10 protein-coding genes and 2 pseudogenes are annotated in these 14,830 nt (G+C 73.3%); 9 read left to right on the top strand and 3 right to left on the bottom strand.

Features of this window, described 5'->3' with window-relative positions; translation table 11 throughout:
- The first annotated feature begins 174 nt into the window (after positions 1–174).
- On the top strand, positions 175–2,022 hold the full coding sequence (locus AC3EVP_RS14535) for a sialidase family protein (RefSeq protein ID WP_435130133.1): 1,848 nt from the start codon (positions 175–177) through the stop codon (positions 2,020–2,022).
- On the opposite strand, the gene AC3EVP_RS14530 is transcribed toward AC3EVP_RS14535, so the two are convergent.
- Positions 1,991–3,016: an acetylxylan esterase gene (locus tag AC3EVP_RS14530; RefSeq protein ID WP_435130130.1), complete on the bottom strand. Its 1,026-nt coding sequence runs from the start codon at positions 3,014–3,016 to the stop codon at positions 1,991–1,993. The two genes, AC3EVP_RS14535 and AC3EVP_RS14530, sit on opposite strands and share 32 nt — an antisense overlap.
- Positions 3,017–3,256: 240 nt before the next feature.
- A pseudogene (locus tag AC3EVP_RS14525) lies at positions 3,257–3,943 on the bottom strand (FadR/GntR family transcriptional regulator); the annotation flags it as partial.
- Between the two features lie 267 nt (positions 3,944–4,210).
- Between AC3EVP_RS14525 and AC3EVP_RS14520 the strand changes: the two are divergent.
- From AC3EVP_RS14520 to AC3EVP_RS14490, 7 genes are all read left to right on the top strand, one after another.
- The gene (locus AC3EVP_RS14520) at positions 4,211–5,815 is read left to right on the top strand and encodes an ABC transporter substrate-binding protein (RefSeq protein ID WP_435130127.1); all 1,605 of its coding nucleotides are present in this window, start codon (positions 4,211–4,213) and stop codon (positions 5,813–5,815) included.
- Between the two features lie 78 nt (positions 5,816–5,893).
- Positions 5,894–6,844: an ABC transporter permease gene (locus AC3EVP_RS14515; RefSeq protein ID WP_435130124.1), complete on the top strand. Its 951-nt coding sequence runs from the start codon at positions 5,894–5,896 to the stop codon at positions 6,842–6,844.
- Position 6,845: 1 nt separating this feature from the next.
- Positions 6,846–8,900, top strand: coding sequence for a dipeptide/oligopeptide/nickel ABC transporter permease/ATP-binding protein (locus AC3EVP_RS14510; RefSeq protein ID WP_335979038.1), 2,055 nt, complete (start codon positions 6,846–6,848; stop codon positions 8,898–8,900).
- Positions 8,897–10,009: an oligopeptide/dipeptide ABC transporter ATP-binding protein gene (locus AC3EVP_RS14505; protein ID WP_435130121.1), complete on the top strand. Its 1,113-nt coding sequence runs from the start codon at positions 8,897–8,899 to the stop codon at positions 10,007–10,009. Before AC3EVP_RS14510 ends, AC3EVP_RS14505 begins: the two co-directional genes overlap by 4 nt.
- Positions 10,006–10,935: a dihydrodipicolinate synthase family protein gene (locus AC3EVP_RS14500; protein WP_435130118.1), complete on the top strand. Its 930-nt coding sequence runs from the start codon at positions 10,006–10,008 to the stop codon at positions 10,933–10,935. Before AC3EVP_RS14505 ends, AC3EVP_RS14500 begins: the two co-directional genes overlap by 4 nt.
- Positions 10,932–11,834 (top strand): ROK family protein, encoded by a 903-nt coding sequence (locus AC3EVP_RS14495; RefSeq protein WP_435130115.1) that lies wholly within the window; start codon positions 10,932–10,934, stop codon positions 11,832–11,834. The genes AC3EVP_RS14500 and AC3EVP_RS14495 overlap by 4 nt, the downstream gene beginning before the upstream one ends.
- Positions 11,831–12,571 (top strand): N-acetylmannosamine-6-phosphate 2-epimerase, encoded by a 741-nt coding sequence (locus AC3EVP_RS14490; protein WP_435130112.1) that lies wholly within the window; start codon positions 11,831–11,833, stop codon positions 12,569–12,571. The genes AC3EVP_RS14495 and AC3EVP_RS14490 overlap by 4 nt, the downstream gene beginning before the upstream one ends.
- 33 nt (positions 12,572–12,604) lie before the next feature.
- On the opposite strand, the gene AC3EVP_RS14485 is transcribed toward AC3EVP_RS14490, so the two are convergent.
- Positions 12,605–13,240 (bottom strand): DUF1697 domain-containing protein, encoded by a 636-nt coding sequence (locus AC3EVP_RS14485; RefSeq protein WP_435130109.1) that lies wholly within the window; start codon positions 13,238–13,240, stop codon positions 12,605–12,607.
- 316 nt (positions 13,241–13,556) lie between these two features.
- Between AC3EVP_RS14485 and AC3EVP_RS14480 the strand changes: the two are divergent.
- A pseudogene (locus tag AC3EVP_RS14480) lies at positions 13,557–14,720 on the top strand (AAA family ATPase); the annotation flags it as partial.
- Positions 14,721–14,830 lie beyond the last annotated feature (110 nt).

Here is a 14,830-nt window from a genome sequence, read left to right as displayed (position 1 = left end):
CGCCGGGCGGGGCGGCGGGGCTCTTGACGGGGGTGCGGGGCGCTCATAGGGTCCCGGACGACAGACATCAGATGTCTTTCGTCAGTCGTCTTATGTTCGACGGGAGTTGGTGCTCGCGCAGCGCCCCCCGCCTCCCGTTCGCCGATCCGGCACCCCCACCCCGAGGAGCACCCTGTGACCGGAAGACCCCCGAACGCTCCGCACCCCTCCCGCGTCCACCTCCCGCGCCGGAGGACCTCGCCGCCGCGGCTGGTGCTGCTGCTGGTCGCCGTACTGGCCGCGCTCGTCGCGCCGCTGGCCAGCGCGGCGCCCGGCAGCGCCGCCACCGGCACGCAGGCGGCGGTCGCCAGTCAGGACTGCAACAGCAGCCGGATCAGGCTGGAACTGCTCAACCCGACCGCGGCGGCGACCACGTTCACCGTGGCCTACGGCGGCAGCACCTGGACGCCCTCGGTCGCGGCCGGCGACCGCACCGACCTGTACTTCACCCGGACCAGCGGCACCGCCTACTCCTTCCACGTCACCACCCCGCAGGGCCTGGACACCACCGCGGCCGGCACCCTCGACTGCAGCGCGGCGCTGGGTGCGCAGGTGAGCCTGGACTGCCCGGGCAACGTCCTGCGGATGACGCTGGTCAACCACTCGTCCGCCGCCCAGGACTTCACCGTCGCCTGGCCCGGCCGCAGCGGCAGCGCCTGGACCCGTACGGTCGCGGCCGGCGCCTCGGACGACTCGCTGCTGTGGACGGTCGCGAGCGGCACCGCTTACTCCTTCACCACCACCACGGCGAGCGGCTTCAGCCGCACCGAGTCCGGCACCGCCACCTGCGGACTGGCCAGCGGCACACCGGGGATGAACGCGCAGACGCTCTTCAGCACCTCGACCGCGATCCAGGGCCTCAACCGGCTGTCGTCCGACGGCTCGACGTACGAGACGTACACCGGCACGGCGACCTCGGTCCGCATCCCCGCGATGGCCGTGACCAACACCGGCACGATCCTGGCGGTGGCCGACGCGCGGGTGGACAGCTCCGCCGACCTCGGCGGCGGTGACAACAACATCCAGACGGTGATGCGGCGCAGCACCGACGGCGGCGCGACCTGGTCCGCGGCGAAGGTGGTGCTGCACGCCCCGACCACCAGCGAGGGGTACGGCGACCCGAGCCTGGTGGTGGACCGCACGGCGGGCGGCCAGGGCACGATCTACCTGTTCGACAACTACTCGCCGGCCCCCGGCGTCGGCTACTACGGCTCCGCCGCGGGCTCCGACTCCGCCACCGACACCACCGCCATGCACATCCGCTACATCACCTCGACCGACGGCGGGGCGACCTGGAGTGCCCCGGTCGACCTCAACCCGCAGGTGAAGGACGTGGCCTGGGCGGGGATGTTCGCCTCCTCCGGGCACGGCATCCAGTTGGCGAGCGGCCGCCTGGTGCAGCCGATCGTCTACCGGCAGGACGGCGCCGACCACGCGGCCGACATCTACTCCGACGACCACGGCGCCACCTGGCACGCCGGCCCCGCGGCCGCCACCGGCGTCAACGAGAGCAAGGTGCTCCAGCGCGGCGACGGCAAGGTGGTGCAGAACCTCCGCTCCAACAGCGGCGGCAATCGCTGGTACGCCACCGCGGGCGACGCCTCGCCCTCCGGCGCGACCGACGTGGCCGGCGCCTTCGGTCCGGCCTGGAACTCCGGGCTGGTCGACCCGGGCTGCAACGCGGACGAGATCGCGTACCTGGCACCCACCCAGGTGGGTGCGGGCGGCGCGCCGCAGACGACCTCGGTCGCGGTGATGAGCAACAACGCCTCCGCCTCCAGCCGTTCGGAGCTCACCGTGCGGGTCAGCTCCGACGACGGGGCGAGCTGGCCCCGCCAGGCACTCGTCAAGTCCGGTGCCGCGGGCTACTCGACGCTCGCCGTACTCGGCGGCGGGGCGGTCGCCGACCTGTACGAGATCGGCGACACGGGCGGCATTGTCTTCGCCGACTTCACCCTCGACTGGGCGCAGCAGGACCGCTGAGCACCGGTGCGGGAGCGGCCGGGCCCGTGCCCAGCCGCTCCCGCACCCACGCCAGCTGCCGGGCCCGGTGGAACTCGCCGCCGCCCTCGTGGCCGTTGTAGTGGTAGACCGCCACCTCCTTGGGGCCGGCGTACTCGTGGTAGGCCGCGAAACAGGTGGAGGGCGGGCAGATCTGGTCCATCATCGCCACCGAGAACAGCGCCGGGGCGGTGGCGCGCGGCGCGAAGTGCAGGCCGTCGAAGTGGTCCAGTTCGGCGAACAGGGCTTCGGCGCGCTCCCGGTGCAGCGCGAGGTAGGCGGCGATCTCGGTGTACGGCGGCAGCGCGGCGCGCTCGGCGCCGCGCCGTATGTGGCACAGGAACGGGACGTCCGGCATGGCGCCGGCGAGCCCCGGCACCAGGCCCGCCACCGCCAGCGCGATGCCGCCGCCCTGGCTGAAGCCGGTGACCACGACGCGGTCGGGGTCGACCTCGGGATGGCTGCGGGCGGCGGCCACGCAGCGCACCGCGTCGGTGAGCAGCCGCCGGTAGTAGTGGTCGTCGAGGCGGCCGGTGCCGCGGGTGAGGAAGCCCGGCACCGGGCCGTCGCCGCTGCCGCCGCTGTCGGGGGTCGCGCCCGGCGCCGCGGACCAGCCCTGGCCGCGGGTGTCCATGACCAGGTGGGCGTAGCCGGCCGCGGCCCAGGTGAGGTTCTCGTGCGGCAGGCCGCGGCCGCGGCCGTAGCCGAGGTACTCCACCACGCAGCCGAGCGCCCCGGCCGGGGCGGCGGGCAGCCGCAGCCAGCCGCGGACCGGCTCGCCGCCGTGCCCGGAGAAAGTGACGTCCAGGACGCGTACGGCGGCGAGCCCGGCGTCCACCGGGTCGAAGCGCGGTGGCCGGGCGGCCTGTTCGGCCGCCTGGAGGGTCCGGGCCCAGAACGCGTCGAATCCGGCGGGCGCGGGTTGCCGGGCGCGGTAGTCCAGGCACTCCGCCAGGGTGAGGTCGGTCAGGGGCATGCCGGCTCCTCGCGAGGAAGATGGCGGGACATCTGATGTCTGATGTCCCTGTCCGGCGGGAATCTAGGCGGAGCCTTCGGCGGCGTCAAGCCGGTGCTTGGTGCGCCGGGGCGCGACGAGCGGGGTCTCGCGGGAGGCGGGGGCCTTCCGGCGTGGGGTTCCCTCCTGCGGTGCGGCCTGTTCGGCCCCGGCCTCCCGGGTTGCGCCGTCCTGCGTTCCGCCCCGCATTCCGCCGTCCTGCGCACCGGCCGTCCGCGCGTCCGCGATCCGGCGGCGGACCGGCGTGTAGTGGTCGGAGACGGCCGTGGCGAAGGCCGCCGCGTCCCGGGCGCGGGCGGCCTCGACGATGCGGCGGTGGTGGTGCACGGTCTCGACCTCGTCGGCCCGGCTGATCCCGTTCAGGTGCGGGGCGACGATGATGTACACGTCCCAGAACGCGGCCGAGAGCTGGCCGATCAGTTCGTTGCCGAGCGGGGCGACCAGGAGCGCGTGGAAGGTGCGGTCGGCCTCCACGAAGCCGGTCCCGTCGCCGCTGCCGGATGCCTCCATGTCGCTGACCAGGCCGTCGAGGGTGTCCAGGTCCGCGGTGTCGAGCGCGGCGACGATCCGGTCGGCCATGCCGCGCTCGAACAGCTCCCGCATGTCCGCCAGGTCCAGCATCAGCTGCATGTCGTCGTCGCGGTCCAGCAGGCCGCGGAAGGTCAGGTTCTCCACCAGCGCCGACAGCCCGAGCCGCCCCACGTAGGTGCCGTGGCCGCGGCGCACCTCGACGATGTCGAGGACATCCAGGGTCTTGACGGCCTCGCGAATGCTGGAGCGGCTCGCGTCCAGTGCCTCGCACAGCTCGTTCTCGGTCGGCAGAGGGTCGCCGGGACGGAGCCCGTTGTCCAAGATGTAACGTTTGATGCCTTCGCTGACCTCGTGCATCAGCAGACGGCGCCCCCGCCCGCTGCCGGAGTTGCGACTTGCGTCCACCCCTTGACCCCTCTCGTCCTGACGACTACGGTCCACCCTACCAGGCATCAGACATCTGATGTCCTATGTTGCGCAGGGTGTTCTCGATGTTCGGCTCACCCGCGCCGGAAAGCCACCCGGCGGCCGCCCAGCGGCCGTGCGGCGGCTCCGCCCGGCCGCCCGGCCACCGCCCGCCCCTGCTGCTTCGCCTTGCCGTCCCTTCCTGTTCCGGAGGTTCCTGTGTCTTCTCGACGGACGCCCGCCAGAGTCGATCGCCGCGCATTCCTGCGGTATTCCGGGGCGGTCGGCGCGGCCGCCGCCTTCACGGGCACCCTCGCCGCCTGCGGCGGCCCCGCCTCGACCACGCGAAGCGGCGCCGCCACCGACGGCGGCGCGGGCGGCGACACGATCACCGCGGGCATCTCGTACGCGCTCTCCACCGGCTTCGACCCGATGACCTCCTCCGGCGCCACCCCGGTCGCGGCCAACTGGCACATCTTCGAGGGACTGGTGGACCTCAACCCGGTCGACCTGTCGGCGCGCCCGGCGCTGGCCACCGCGATGCCGGCCAAGGTGAACGCGACGACGTACCGCGCCACGCTGCGCGAGGGCGCGACCTTCCACGACGGCTCCGCGGTCACCGCCGACGACGTCGTCTTCAGCGTCGAGCGCATCCTCGACCCGAAGAACGCCTCGCTGATGGCGCAGTTCCTGCCCTTCCTCGACGCCGCCCGCGCGGTCGACACGCACACCGTCGAGTTCACGCTGAAGTACCCCTTCGCGCTGTTCCCGTCGCGGATATCGGTGGTCAAGGTCGTCCCGAAGAAGATCGTGCAGGCCGACGAGAAGGCGTTCGACGCCGAACCGGTCGGCTCGGGTCCGTACGCGCTGGTGTCGGCGACCCGTGAGGACAAGATCGTCTTCAGGAAGTACGCCAAGTACAACGGACGTTACCCGGCCAAGGCCGCCTCGATGACCTGGAACCTGCTCTCCGACGCCTCCGCCCGGGTCAGCGCGATGGAGTCCGGCCGCGTCGAGGCCATCGAGGACGTGCCGTACATCGACATGGCCGGCCTGAAGCGCACCTCCACGGTCGAGTCGGCCGCCTCCTTCGGCAACCTCTTCCTGATGTTCAACTGCGCCAAGAAGCCGTTCGACGACCCCCGGGTGCGCCAGGCCCTGCACTACGCGCTGGACACCGAGAAGATCATCGCCACCGCGATGTCCGGGCAGGCCACCGCGGCCAGCGGCTACCTCCAGCCCGGCCACCCCGACTACGTCAAGGCGAGCACGGTCTACGGCCACGACCCCGCCAGGGCCAGGGAACTGCTGAAGGCCGCCGGCGTCAGCGCCCTGAAGGTGACCGCGCTGACCACCGACACCTCCTGGGTGCAGGACATCGCGCCGCTGGTGAAGGAGAGCTGGGACGCGGCCGGCGTCAGGACCACGCTCGACATCGGCCAGTCCTCGGCCCAGTACGCGAAGGTCGACACCGGCGACTACGACCTGCTGGTCGCACCCGGCGACCCTTCGGTGTTCGGCAACGACGTGGACCTGCTGATGCGCTGGTTCTACGTCGGTACCTGGCCGCAGACCCGCTACCACTGGTCGGGCACCGCCAAGGGGAAGCAGGTCGTCTCGCTGCTCGACCAGGCCGCTCGCAGCGCCGACACCGCCGCGCGCACCGCCCTGTGGGCCCAGGTCAACGACATCGTCGCCGACCAGGTGCCGCTCTACCCGATCCTGCACCGCAAGCTGCCCACCGCCTGGAACAAGTCCGCGCTGGCCGGGTTCAGTCCGGTGCCGACGACCGGGCTGTCGTTCCTCGGTGTGTCCCCGTCCTGACCCGCGGGGCCGGCTCCTGCCGCACCAGCCGCCGGCCCGCACCGTTCGTCGTCCAGGACCTACCGCTAGGAACACCCGATGTTCGCATTCCTCCGGCTCGCGCTGCGCCGCGTGGCGATCATGCCGGCGATGATCCTCGGCATCACCCTGCTGGTCTTCGTCGTGCTCCAGTTCTCTCCCGCGGACCCCGCCTACAACGCGTTGGGGGAGAACTCGACCGCCGCCGCCCGCGCCGCGTTCGCCCGGGCGAACGGGCTCGATGACCCGCTGCCCGTCCGCTACTACCACTTCATCGTCCAACTGCTGCACGGCAACCTCGGTGTGACGGTGCCGCCCAGCCAGCCGGTCGCCCACCGCATCGCCGTCGCCTTCCCGCTCACCTTGCAACTGACGCTGCTGGGGCTGGCGCTGGCGATCGTGCTGGCCGTCGTGCTCGGCGTCGTCGGCGCGGTGTACCGGGACCGCTGGCCCGACCACGTTATCCGGGTGCTGTCGATGGCCGGAGTCGCGGTGCCGTCGTTCTGGCTGGGCGTGCTGCTGATCCAGCGGTTCGCGCTGGACAGCCCGCTCTTCCCGACCGGGGGATACGTCAGCCCCGGCGACTCCTTCACCGGCTGGCTGAAGTGCATGACACTGCCGTCGATCTCGCTCGCGGTACCGGTCGCGGCCTCGCTGGCCCGGCTGATCCGCACCTCGATGGTCACCGAACTCGACCGCGACTACGTCCGCACCGCCACCGGCAACGGCCTGCCACCGCTGCTGGTCGTACGCTCCGTGCTGCGCAACGCGCTGGTCACGCCGCTGACCGTGCTGGGAGTCAAGGTCGGCTACCTGCTCAGCGGCGCGGTCGTCATCGAGACGATCTTCGACCTGCCGGGCATGGGCAAGCTCATCCTGGAGGGCGTCACCGGCGGCGATGTCGCCCTGGTGCAGGGCACCGTCCTGACGATCGCGCTCGCCTTCCTGGTCGTCAACGTCGTCGTCGACCTGCTCTACCTGCTGGTCAACCCGCGCATCAGGACGGTGTGAGATGTTCCTGTTCACTGGCCCGCGACGCATCGTGGCCACACTCTCGCGCCCGGGCATCCGCCTGCGCGCCCTGCCCACGGCCTCGCGGATCGCGCTCGCCGTGCTGGTGGTCGTGGCGCTCGCCGCGATCTGCGCACCCCTGATCGCGGACAACCCGCTGACCACCGGTGTGCCGGTCGACGCGCCGAGCGTCCACCACCTGTTCGGCACCGACCGGCTCGGCCGCGACATCTTCGCCCGGGTCGTCTACGGCGCGCGCTACTCCCTGGTGATCGGCCTGGGTTCGACGGCCGTGGCCGTCCTGGCGGGCGCGCTCCTCGGGTCGCTCGCCGCGACCTCGCCCAAGTGGGGCGACGAGACGGTCATGCGGGTGCTGGACGTGGTGATGTCCTTCCCGCCGATCGCGCTGGCAGCCGTCCTGGTCACCGTCTTCGGCTCCAGCGTGCCCGTCCTCATCCTCACCATCGCCTTCGTGTACGTGCCCTCGCTCGCCCGGGTGGTGCGCGCCAACGTGCTCGCGCAGTACGGCGAGGACTACGTGGCCGCGGAGAAGGTCATCGGCGCGCGGCGCGGGTACATCGTGGTGCGGCACGTGGCGGTCAACTGCGCCGCGCCCGTCATGGTGTTCGCGACGGTGCTGGTCGCCGAGGCGATCATCTTCGAGGCGAGCCTGTCGTTCATCGGCGCCGGGGTGCAGGACCCCGAGCCGAGCTGGGGCAACGTCCTGTCGTACGGCCGGCAGATCCTGCTGTCGGGCGGCTGGTGGGCGACCTTCTTCCCCGGGCTGGTGCTGCTGGTCACGGTGCTGGCGCTGAACGTGCTGTCGGAGGGGCTGACGGACGCGTCGGCGTCGCCGGGGGCCGGGGCCGAGGCGGGCGCCGCTGCGGGGGGCGGCAGCGTGCAGGCCGCCTCCGGGGGCGGTTCCGCGAAGGGCGGCGCTGCCGAGGCCACCGCGGTGGAAGGCGGCGACGCCCGCGCGGCCGTCGAGCGCAGTCTCGTCCTGCTCGCCGAGCGGATGACCGAGCGCCCGCCGGCGATCCGCCCGGTCGCGGCCGACGCGCCGGACCTGCTGGCCATCCGCGACCTGGCGATCCGCTTCCCCGACCGGTACGGCGACGTGCCGGTGGTCGACGGCATCTCGCTGACCGTCCGCGAGGGCGAGACGCTCGGTCTGGTGGGGGAGTCCGGCTGCGGCAAGAGCATCACCAGCCTCGCCGTGATGGGCCTGCTGGCCCGCAACGCCGAGGCGAGCGGCTCCATCGCGTACCGCGGCCGGGAACTGCTCGGCATGGCTCCCCGGCAGCGCCGCGCTCTGGCCGGCAGCGAGATCGCGATGGTCTACCAGGACGCGATGTCCTCGCTCAACCCGTCCGTGCTGGTCGGGCGCCAACTGCGCCAGCTCACCGCACGCGGCGGCACGCGCACCCCGGCCGAACTCCTCGAACTGGTCGGCCTGTCGCCGGACCGCACCCTGCGCAGCTACCCGCACGAGCTGTCCGGCGGCCAGCGCCAGCGGGTGCTGATCGCGATGGCGCTGTCCCGCAGCCCGCGGCTGCTCATCGCCGACGAACCGACCACCGCGCTCGACGTCACCGTGCAGGCCCAGATCGTCGAACTGCTGGTCCGGCTGCGGGACGAGCTGGGCTTCGCGATGATCCTGGTCTCCCACGACCTCGCGCTGGTCAGCGGGCTCGCCCACCGGGTCGCGGTGATGTACGCCGGGCAGGTCGCCGAGACCGGCGACACCCGCGCGCTGCTCACCGACCCCGCCCACCACTACACGCGCGGGCTGCTCGGCTCCGTCACCTCGCTGGAGTCGGGGGCGGCCCGGCTGCACCAGGTGCGCGGTGTGGTGCCGGCGCCCCAGCACTTCGGCGCCGGCTGCCGGTTCGCGTCCAGGTGTGACGCGGCGACGGAGCTGTGCCGCACGGCGGCGCCGGTGCTGGGCGGCCGCGCGGCCGGGGAACCGGCGTCGGCACCGGCCCCGGCGGGCCCGCACGGCTTCGCCTGCCACCACCCGGCCGAACCCGTACTGCTGCAAAGGAGCGGACGATGATCCGGCTCGAAAACGTCCATGTCCGGCACCGGGCCCGGGGCGGCGGCCTGTTCGGGCACGACCACGTCCACGCCCTGACCGGGGCCGAACTGACCGTGGACCGCGGTGAGATCGTCGGACTGGTCGGGGAGTCCGGGTGCGGCAAGTCCACGCTGGCCCGGGTCCTGACGGGCTTGCAGCGGCCCACGGAGGGCAGGGTGCTCTTCCGCGGTGAGGACCTGTGGAGTCTGCCCGCCGCCCGGCGCCGTACCGAGTTCGGCGCGTCGGTCGGGGTGGTCTTCCAGGACGCCTCGACCGCGCTGAACCCGCGCATGCCGGTGGGCCGTATCCTGCGCGACCCGCTGGACGTGCACCGGCGCGGCACGGTCCGCGACCGGGAGCGCCGGGTCGTCGAACTCCTCGACCTGGTCGGGCTGCCCGCCCACACGGTGCAGGCGCTGCCCGGTCGGCTCTCGGGCGGGCAGCGCCAGCGGGTCGCCATCGCCCGGGCACTGGCGCTGGGGCCGGAGCTGATCGTCGCCGACGAGCCCACCAGCGCGCTGGACGTGTCGGTCCGCGCCCAGGTGCTCAACCTGCTGATGGACCTGCGCGCCGAACTGGGCCTGGGCATGGTCTTCATCTCGCACGACATCCAGACCGTCCGGCACCTCTCCGACCGGCTCGCGGTGCTCTACCTCGGCCGGATCGTGGAGGAGGGCCCGGCGGCGGAGGTCTCCAGGACACCCGCCCACCCCTACACCGAGTCGCTCTTCTCCGCGACGCCCAGCCTGCTGGAGACCGTCGATCGGATCGTGCTCAACGGGCCGGTCCCGTCCGCCATCCGCCCGCCGAGCGGCTGCCCGTTCCGTACCCGCTGCTGGAAGGCGGACGACGCGTGCGCCGACGTCTTCCCGGCGCCGACCGAGGACGGCGCGCACCGCTGGCACTGCGTCCACCCGCAGAACTCCGCGCCGGCCGTCGCATCGGCCGCCGCGCCGGTCGGCGCACCTGATGCCGCGCCAAGTCCCTCCGCTCGTCACGCCTCCCGTCCCGTATCCCACCCCGCATCCCGTCCCGCGTCGGCGGACACCGACCCCGCCACGCGGCCCGCCACAAGGAGCAGTTCGTGAAGCCCCGCACCGCCCCCTTCTCGGGAGTCATCCCGCCCGTCGTCACACCGCTCACCGCCGACGGCACCGTCGACACCGTGTCGTTGGAGCGGGTGGTCCGGCACCTCGTCGACGGCGGTGTCGACGCCCTCTTCGCGCTGGGCAGCTCCGGCGAGGTCGCCTACCTGACCGACGACCAGCAGGACACGGTCCTCGACGTGGTGGTCAAGACCGCGGCGGGCCAGGTGCCGGTGCTGGCGGGCGCCATCGAGACCACCACCAACAAGGTGATCGAGCGCGCCCGGTCGGCGGCCGCGAAGGGCGTCGAGGCGATCGTGGCGACGGCCCCCTTCTACACCCGCACCCACCCCACGGAGATCGACCGGCACTTCCGGCAGATCGCCGCGGCCTGCGAACTGCCGCTGCTCGCCTACGACATACCGGTGTGCGTGCACAGCAAGCTCTCCCGCGAGCTGGTGCTGGCGCTGGCCGCCGACGGCGTCCTGGCGGGTGTGAAGGACTCCAGCGGCGACGACGTGTCCTTCCGCCAACTCGCCCTCGACCTGCGCGGGCAGTCCGGGTTCGCGCTGCTGACCGGGCACGAGGTCGTCGTCGACGCGATGCTGCTGGGCGGCGCCGACGGCTCGGTGCCGGGCCTGGGCAACGTCGACCCGCGCGGGTACCGGCGGCTGCACGACGCGGCCGCGCGCGGCGACTGGGACGCCGCCCGCGCCGAACAGGACCGGCTGGCCCGGCTCTTCCGCATCGTCGAGGCGGCCGACCCGGCGGACGCCTCCGGGACCGCTGCCGGACTGGGCGCCTTCAAGACCGCACTCGCCGTCCTCGGGGTGATCGCCGCCAACACCGTCAGCCCGCCGATGCGCCCGCTGACCGCGGAGGAGACCGGCCGCATCGCCGCCATCCTCGAAGAGACGGGGCTGCGGTGACCCTGCTCGCCGGTGTCGACATCGGCGGCACCAAGACGGCCGCCGCCCTGATCACGCCCGACGGCACGCTGCTCGACCGCACCTCGCTCGCCACCCCCGCCGCCCAGGGGCCTGCCGCCGTCCTCGACGCGGCGGCCCGGGCGGTGGCCCGGCTCGGCCGACCGGTGGCCGCCGTCGGCGTCGGCAGCGCGGGCGTCATCGACCCGCACACCGGCCGCGTCCGCTCGGCCACCTCCGCGCTGCCCGGATGGGGCGGTACCGACCTGCGCGGGCAGCTCGCCGCCCGGCTCCAGGTCCCGGTCGCCGTGGACAACGACGTCAACGCCCACGCGCTCGGCGAACACTGGCTCGGCCGCGCCGCCGGCCACACCTGCGTCCTGCTCCTCACCGTCGGTACCGGGGTGGGCGGGTGCGTCCTGATCGGCGGCCGCGTCCACCACGGGGCCGGCGGCGCGGCCGGCGAGGCGGGCCACCTGCCGGTGCCGGCCGCGGCCGGACTGCCCTGCCCCTGCGGCGGCCGCGGCCACGCGGAGGCCGCAGCCTCCGGACCGGCGATGACCGCCGCCTACCGGGAACTCGCCGGGGCCTCGGGCGCGACCCTTCCGGACGTCAACTCCCTTGCTGAGGAGGGCGATCCGGTCGCCCGCACGGTCCTGCGCACCGGCGCCACCGCGCTCGGCGAGGCCATCGGCGGCCTGGTCAACCTCCTCGCCCCCGACCTCGTCATCCTCGGCGGCGGCGTCAGCCGCTCCGGCCCCTTCTGGTGGGACCCGCTGCGGACGACCGTGGCCGCCCACCTCCTCCCCGCGGTGGCCGCCACCCCGGTGCTCGCCGGCGCCCTCGGCGACGACGCGGCGCTCTACGGTGCCGCTTTCCTCGGACGGGAGGTGCTGGTGTGAGCGGCACCGACGGCCTCCTGCCGGGCCCCGGAAGCGCGGGTGGAGGGCACCGGTCACGTGACGGCATCCTGGAACGCCTGCGCGGGCAACTGATCGTCTCCTGCCAGGCGTACCCGGGGGAGCCGCTGCGCGATCCGCTGATCATGCGTCAGATGTCGCTCGCCGTACTGGCCGGCGGCGCGGCCGGCCTGCGCGCTCAGGGCCTGGACGACCTGCGCGCCATCCGCGCGGTGACCGATGTCCCGCTCATCGGCCTCTGGAAGGACGGCACTTCGGGCGTCTACATCACCCCGACCGTGCGGCACGCCCGCGAGGTCGCGGCGACCGGTGCGGACATCGTGGCCGCCGACGCGACCTTCCGCCCGCGGCCCGGTGGCGAGAGGCTGGAGCAGACCGTCGCCGCCGTCCACCAGGACGACCGCCTGTTCATGGCGGACGTCTCCAGTTACGAGGAGGGCGTGCGGGCTGCTGAACTCGGGGCCGACCTGGTCGGCACCACTCTTTCCGGGCACGTCGGTGACGCGCCCCACCCGGAGGGGCCCGACCTCGAACTCGTCGCCCGGTTGGCGGCGGTGCTGTCCGTCCCGGTCGTGGCCGAGGGCCGCATCCACACTCCCGCGCAGGCCCGCGCCGCCCTGGACGCGGGTGCCTTCGCGGTGGTCGTGGGCACGGCCATCACCCACCCGACCAGCCTCACCCGCTGGTTCGCCGAGGGGATGGGGCGGCCCGCCGGATAGGCGAAGTGTGCGGGTGGGGACGGGGACGCCTGCCTACACGCCGCTGAGCTCGACGAGTTTGAGCACCGTGTTCCAGTTGCGCGCGGTCGCGGCCAGACCGAGCCAGCGGTCCGAGAAGCGGGCGGCCAGCTTGGAGTTGCGGATCGAGTCCGGGAAGTGGGCGTAGATCTCGCGCTCACCGGCCCGGAACTCGTCGGGGGCGTAGACGGCCGGGTCCAGGGTGGCCAGCTTGTCCTGGGGCGGCGGCCCGGACAGGAAGATCACCAGGAACCGCGAACCGTTCACACCCTCCATCGGGAACGGGTTGGCGTCCACCACGCGGCGCAGGTCCGTCGCCGCCCGGACCATGCACGTGATGGTGAGCCCCAGCTCGTTCGCGATGCGCTGCTCCAACTCCGCTGCCAGACGCTGCGGTTCCTCCTCCTTTCCGTGGGTGAAGACGGCATTGCCGCTTTGCAGGTAAGTGCGCACCGCGGTGCCGCCCATGTCGGTGAGCAGGCCGCGCAGTGTCTCCATGGGGACGCGTCCGTGGCCCCCGACGTTGATGCCGCGCAGCAGCGCGACGTAGCGCGTGGCGGACGGGTCCGCGGTGCTCGCGAGGTCTGCGGTGCTCGCGGGGTCCGCGGGGCCCGCGGTCTTCGGTGAGTGCGGCGTCCTGGGTTTCGTCACCTCCGTAAAGGTAGTCGCGAGGGTGCGTGGCGGTGGTGTTCCGCGCTGCGCAAGGGCGTTGCGGGTGCGCGGAGGGGAGCGCGGGCCGGTGCGCGGATGCGGGTGCGCCCGGGCGCGCGGGTGCGCGTACAGAGGAGTGCTGCGCGTGTGGGGGTGCGGCCCGGGGGCGGGGGTGATTCGGGCACCACCGCGATCCGATCCGCTGTAGGTCTGTTTTTCCTGAATCCATGCGGACTATGCCGGATGTCCCTCTTTCGAGGTAGGGCACGTACGCCGGAACGGTTCGGCGCGGCCGGCGGTCGTTAGCTTCGCGGCCATGAGCAGCAGCCCCCAGCGCCCGATGATCACCGAACTCCGGCTGTCGGCCTTCAAATCGCACCGCGGTGCCACTTTCCCGCTCGACCCGGTCACGCTTCTGTCCGGGCCGAGCGGCACGGGCAAGTCGAGCGTCCTCGAAGGTCTGGCCGTACTCGGCCGCCTCGCCTCGGGGGCCGATCTGCAAGAGGTGTTCGAGGTGTCGCGCACGGGCAGGTCGTTCATCCGCGGGGGAGCGGCGGCCTGTGTGCCGCAGGACGCGAGCCCCGACGCGCAGGGGCGGCGCGGCTTCCGTATCGGCTGCACCGCCGACGGTGTGCTCGGACCGGTCCGGCTCGACCTGGCCGTGCAGGTCGAGCCGACCTTGCGGATCGTCGGCGAACGGCTGAGCGGCCTCGGCGAGACCCTTCTGACCACGGCGCTGCGCAACCCCGCCCGCCCCACTGTCCAGGCGGCCTGGCACACCGGCGACACCGTCGCGGTCATCCGCGCGCCTCTCCCCGACGACCGGCTCGCCACGCCGATGCTGCCGCTGCGCGTGTCCGGCAGCACCGAGGGGCAGCAGAAGGTGCTGGCGGCGGCCGAGCAGATGGTCGTCGCGCTGCGCGGCGTCTTCCCGGTCGTGCCGCGTCCGGAGGTGATGCGCGGTCCGGTGCGGGTGGGTGACGGGCGGCTGCGCGGTTCGTGCGACAACCTGTCCGCGGTGCTGGCCAGGACCGAGCACGAGTGCAGCATCCGGCACGGGCTGCTGGTGGGTGCGGTGCGCGAGGTGTGCAGCGGGCCGGTGCACGGCCTGACCGCGCTGCCCGCGCTGATGACCGGGGGCGCCCGTGAACCGCTGGTCGAGGCGGTGATCGCCGCGGTGGACCGCGGCGGGCTCGGCATGGTTCCGGTCGACCGGCTCGGCGACGGCGAGCTGCGTTTCCTGGCGCTGGCGCTGGTGCTGCTGACCGGGCCCGGCGTGCTCGACGTGGACACCAGCACCGAGCATCTGCCGGCCGGTCAGGTGCTGACGGTGGTGGCCGACGGGCTGGACGTCGGCGTCGACCGGCGACAGGCCCGGGAACTGCTCCGGCTGGCCGGGCTCGCCTCCGCCCGCGGCCACATCCGGCTGCTGGGCACCGTGCAGGACCCCTCTCACCTGGAGGACGCCGAAACCATCGACAGGGCCCTGCTCGTGGAGCTGGGGGCAGGGTCGGAGGTGGCGCGGATGACGCGGAAGAGGAAGAGGGCGGTGGAGGAGGAAGCAGCGTGCGGGGAGGAGGGCGCTGACAC

This window comes from Actinacidiphila sp. bgisy144 (genome assembly GCF_057708105.1).
Note: the sequence above shows the minus strand (reverse complement) of the source record. Positions and strands in the feature narration are given on the sequence as shown.